Below are 2,674 nucleotides of genomic sequence, written 5' to 3' on the forward strand. Positions count from 1 at the left end.
AACTACTTGAATTCACTTTACCCCTCCTTACAAGAGCCACTAATAGCTAAGAAATATTATTTATGTCATATAACGTTCCGAATTTGCGACGTTTCTCAACCTTAGAGCAAAGGTGCTCATGCCCTGCAAAGGGCTAATGTGCCGAGTGCTCCGACGGACTTAGGTTGAGGAATGTGTGAGAGCAAGTCCAAAGAGGGTTTTCTACCCTAGCCCGAACCTTGCGTAAATCTATTGTTATCTGAAGTTTGTCACCATTCCCCAAATAATTACCCACGTTGATTAATTCCGTTTTTCGCCGACCCATATTGTACCTTTCGTTATATAATACTCAACATCTACATCATCATTTATTATCTTCTTTTTGATTTTATAAGATTTCTCTTTCCAGTAGTTCAATGATTCTAAATCATCTGTAAAATCACTTCCATAGATAATAGCTTGATCTTTATATTGACCCCAATCGAATCTACAAATACCATCATTTTTGATGTTAAATTTCTCTATAGGTAAGGCTTTTTTATTTTCATCTGGTTCAAACACATCTTCGTAATAATCAATATAATCACCTATAGCCGCAACAATTTGAGAATTAATAAAGTTGGGTTCATATAACCATAACTTCAAGTAATATGGCTCATTAAGACCTCGTAATTTCTTATCCCAACTATCATAAACTTCTAACATCGCTTCTAATATTAACTTATTGAACCAGTTTGGAGGATTTTTATGACCAACTTCATATTTATTTATTTTATATAAATTATAGAACGGTGGTATCCATATTTTAACATAGTCTCTCCCATACTTTTTAATGGATTCAAGGTCTAGTTCTTTACTCTGTTCCTTCCAGTGATCAATTCTCTTTACTTTACTCCTCAAACCTCTTGTCTTCTTCTTTATTGAAATAAAGCCCATTTATATATCCTCCGTTATTTATTCTACAAAGTAAAACCCAAGCAAAATGGGGGCAAATTTTAGATAACGGTTCCGTGTTGCCGACGTTTCTCAACCTTAGAACGAAGGTGCTCATGCCCTGATAAGGGCTAATGTGCCGAGTGGTGCAACGCACTTAGGTTGAGGAATGTGTGAGGGCGTGACCTAAAAGGAATACTTCTTGGCTAACCCGTTAGGATTTTTGACCCTGCCCGAGCCTTGCGGCAACATATTGTTAGGTGATGTTCTTGACCACAGCCCCATGATATACCTACCTTTTTACTGCTATTGAATCGAAGCATTCTTCTCCTTTTTTATTATATAACATGTATTAAAAAGAATCCTATCACTCTTCAAATCTAATATAAATTGATCAAATGGAATAGTTCCACATACTATTTCCTTATCCCCACCTTGATATCGTGTCATAAACATTATCATCTCTATAGGGGATTTATCAATCATTTGCTTTAACAAATCTATAACGTCTTCCTCATATTTAGGTTTTACAATTATAGGTGTAAGGTTAGAAATCTCATCTTGGTCTTGAATCCAGTATGGGTATTCTTTAGGACTTTGAAAATCTGTATCTATTATCGCCATTGCATTATATAGACCATCTTCTGTTGTACCTAATGTGTACATCACCCCTTGCACACTTGACATAAAACTCCATGTAACATATCTTAATGTCTCATCTCTTTCATTTATAATCTCAATACCTGAAACAAATTCTGAAGGTTTATCTTGTCCAATAACAAGTATATTCAAATCAAATGACATAAAACTCCTCCATATAATTATGATTTACCACCCTATTTATTTCTCTATACTAATATTAGCAATATATTTATGATTAGCACACTACTGAAACTAATAATTAAAGACCCATAAAACTTTCTCTGATATGTGGGTAAGAATTTCACCTAACCTAAATGTGTTTGCGACGTTGTTGAGCTTAGTGCGTGTCACTTAGCGAAACGACGTGGGCGAACCGACCCAATAGAAATACTTCCTCGGTCATCACATGAGGAATACCCTGTGAACCCCTTGTGCAAACATTTTGTTAGGTGATGTAAATCCGGTCGACTTAGTTAAACTTTCCTTTTATTTTTCTTGTCGACAGGATGGCTTTCGTTATGTTCCGTTATTGAATGGCATTCCCCTTATTTCTCATTTTTAAAGTTTGTATTATTCAAGTTAAATAGTAAGATTATTGAGTATGTATAGTAAAAAATGAGAAATCTTTATTCTAAGCCATTTAATAAATTTTACTGAGATTTCATTTTGACTTATTCATACTCATACCCGAACAAACTTTCGCAAATGTATGAATAATGAATTTATGTGGAATTATTTCAACTTAATTATACCATATCAGGTTATTAGCACCAAAATCAAACTTGCATTGTGTTTTTCACCATGCTATCTTTATTGATAGAGGGACTCAAGCTGAAGTAAACTTCCCTCGTCCCTCTATCAATAAAGACAACCTACATAGCTTGGTTTGATTTTTTTCCTTCTGTCTCTTAATTGGAATAATTCTTCCTTTCTTATTCATAATGAAATTTCCTTTTTGAACATAACAGGAGTGCATGTTGGAAATATAACAGACATATTTACGACGTGCATCGGAGAAGTCATCATGAGGATTTATGTCATCCTAACGTCTCGTATTTCCGACGTCCCTGACCCGGTCCCTCAGAGCCCTTCTTCTTGGTGGTGCTTGCACCAGGTGAAG

At 35.0% G+C, this 2,674-nt stretch carries 2 protein-coding genes; both read right to left on the reverse strand.

Annotated features, from left to right (window positions below):
* Positions 1-279 precede the first annotated feature (279 nt).
* A complete protein-coding gene (locus C1Y58_RS26195) occupies positions 280-915 on the reverse strand; it encodes a hypothetical protein (RefSeq protein WP_105620104.1) in 636 nt (211 codons plus the stop codon).
* Between the two features lie 303 nt (positions 916-1,218).
* Positions 1,219-1,716, reverse strand: a complete 498-nt coding sequence (locus tag C1Y58_RS26200) for a hypothetical protein (protein ID WP_105620105.1) — start codon at positions 1,714-1,716, stop codon at positions 1,219-1,221.
* Positions 1,717-2,674 lie beyond the last annotated feature (958 nt).

Origin of the sequence: Vallitalea okinawensis, from assembly GCF_002964605.1 — a bacterium.
GTDB lineage: Bacteria > Bacillota > Clostridia > Lachnospirales > PQDH01 > Vallitalea_A > Vallitalea_A okinawensis.